This is a genomic window from Mycobacterium sp. NAZ190054 (assembly GCF_001545925.1).
In the GTDB taxonomy this organism is placed as follows: Bacteria; Actinomycetota; Actinomycetes; order Mycobacteriales; family Mycobacteriaceae; genus Mycobacterium.
Genome location: NZ_LMVQ01000424.1, coordinates 1 through 1,941, shown reverse-complemented (window position 1 = coordinate 1,941; position 1,941 = coordinate 1). Strand labels below are relative to the sequence as shown.

The 1,941-nt window shown below is 69.2% G+C and carries 2 protein-coding genes and 2 pseudogenes; 3 read left to right on the top strand and 1 reads right to left on the bottom strand.

The genetic code is table 11. The annotated features are described in order from the left end of the window. The 3 genes and pseudogenes from ASJ79_RS32695 to ASJ79_RS23320 form a co-directional block, all read left to right on the top strand. Positions 1–116: pseudogene (locus ASJ79_RS32695) on the top strand (pantoate--beta-alanine ligase); the annotation flags it as partial. Beyond that, the gene (panD, locus tag ASJ79_RS23325) at positions 116–523 is read left to right on the top strand and encodes an aspartate 1-decarboxylase (protein WP_067960529.1); all 408 of its coding nucleotides are present in this window, start codon (positions 116–118) and stop codon (positions 521–523) included. The pseudogene ASJ79_RS32695 and the gene panD, both read left to right, overlap by 1 nt. A 4-nt stretch (positions 524–527) precedes the next feature. Then, positions 528–1,337, top strand: a complete 810-nt coding sequence (locus ASJ79_RS23320) for a type III pantothenate kinase (protein ID WP_067960526.1) — start codon at positions 528–530, stop codon at positions 1,335–1,337. A gap of 5 nt (positions 1,338–1,342) precedes the next feature. On the opposite strand, the pseudogene ASJ79_RS23315 reads toward ASJ79_RS23320, so the two are convergent. Further along, a pseudogene (locus tag ASJ79_RS23315) lies at positions 1,343–1,941 on the bottom strand (amino acid deaminase); the annotation flags it as partial.

Below are 1,941 nucleotides of genomic sequence, written 5' to 3'. Positions count from 1 at the left end.
TGGGCCGCACCCGCCTGCTCGACAACATCGCCGTGGACATCGGGGCGAGCGCAGGCATCGACGGTCATCCGCGCAGCGCGTCCGGCGTCAGCCACGAACTGCCCTGGAGGAACTGATGTTACGAACGATGCTGAAGTCCAAGATCCACCGCGCCACCGTGACCCAGGCCGACCTGCACTACGTCGGGTCGGTGACGGTCGACGCCGATCTGATGGACGCCGCGGACCTGCTCGAAGGGGAGCAGGTGACGATCGTCGACATCGCCAACGGTGCGCGCCTGGTCACCTATGTCATCGCCGGCGAGCGCGGCAGCGGCGTGATCGGGATCAACGGTGCCGCGGCCCACCTGGTGCACCCCGGCGATCTGGTGATCCTGATCGCGTACGCGACGATGGACGATGCCCAGGCCAGGGCGTACCGGCCGCGGGTGGTGTTCGTCGACGCGGACAACCGTCCGGTCGACCTCGGCGCCGACCCGGCGTTCGTCCCGCTGGACGCCGCCGGACTGTTGTCGCCGAGGTGATGTCGTGCTGCTAGCCATCGATGTCCGCAACACCCACACCGTGGTCGGGCTGATCTCGGGATCCGGAGACCACGCCAAGGTCGCCCAGCACTGGCGTATCCGCACCGAATCCGAGGTGACCGCCGACGAACTCGCGTTGACGATCGACGGCCTCATCGGAGACGACGCCGAACGCCTCACCGGCGCGGCCGGACTGTCCACCGTGCCCTCGGTGCTGCATGAGGTGCGGGTGATGCTCGACCAGTACTGGCCGTCGGTCCCGCAGGTGCTCATCGAGCCGGGGGTGCGCACCGGAATCCCGCTGCTGGTCGACAACCCGAAAGAGGTCGGAGCCGACCGGATCGTGAATTGCCTTGCCGCATATCAGAAATTCGGTACCGCCGCGATCGTGGTCGACTTCGGTTCGTCGATCTGTGTCGACGTGGTGTCGGCGAGGGGTGAGTTCCTCGGCGGTGCGATCGCCCCGGGCGTGCAGGTGTCCTCCGACGCGGCGGCCGCACGGTCGGCGGCGTTGCGGCGCGTCGAACTGACCAGGCCGCGGTCGGTGGTCGGCAAGAACACCGTCGAGTGCATGCAGGCCGGTGCGGTGTTCGGGTTCGCCGGGCTGGTGGACGGGTTGGTGAACCGGGTGCGTGAGGACGTCGACGGTTTCGGCGGTGACGACGTCAACGTGATCGCGACCGGCCACAGCGCGCCGATGATGCTGGCCGATCTGCACACCGTGCAGCACTATGACCGGCACCTGACCCTCGACGGCCTACGGCTGGTGTTCGAACGCAACCGGGACAACCAGCGGGGCAAGGTCAGACGCTAGAAGCGTCAGAAGAAGGTCCGGATCAGGTCGACCACCCGGTCCTCGGCGTCGAGCACCGGGATCATCCGCCACTTGTCGAACGCCGTGCAGGGGTGCGAGATGCCGAATCGCAACCACTGACCGACTCCGGCTCCGCCGCCGGGTGCGAGCCGCAGGTAGGCGTGCTGGTCGTTGAGTTTGACAACCGTGGCGTTCTCGAGGTCCAGCGCGACGGGCAGGCCCTGGTCGAACGGGACGTCGCGGCGGCCCATGGTCAGGATCGCCAGGTCGGGTTCCGGCCGGGAGACCACCTGGGCGTGCACCTCCAGCGCCGGTCGCAGCCCGGTGCCGCCGCCGCGGGTCAGCGGTGAGGTACGGGCGTACAGGCCGTGGTCGTGGGTCACATAACAACCGCTGCGCAGCACCGGCCGCACCGACAGACCGGCCGGCCACCCCGTCAGGGCGTGGGCGACGGCGTCGAAGTGGGTGCTGCCGCCGGCGGTCACGACGATGTCGTCGCCCTCGAACAACGGCGCCAGCCGGATCACCGTCGCGCGCAGTTCTGCCACGTGGGCCGCGACGGCGGCCGGCTCCCCGCGGCTGCGGCTGGTCGGAGCGGCCGGCT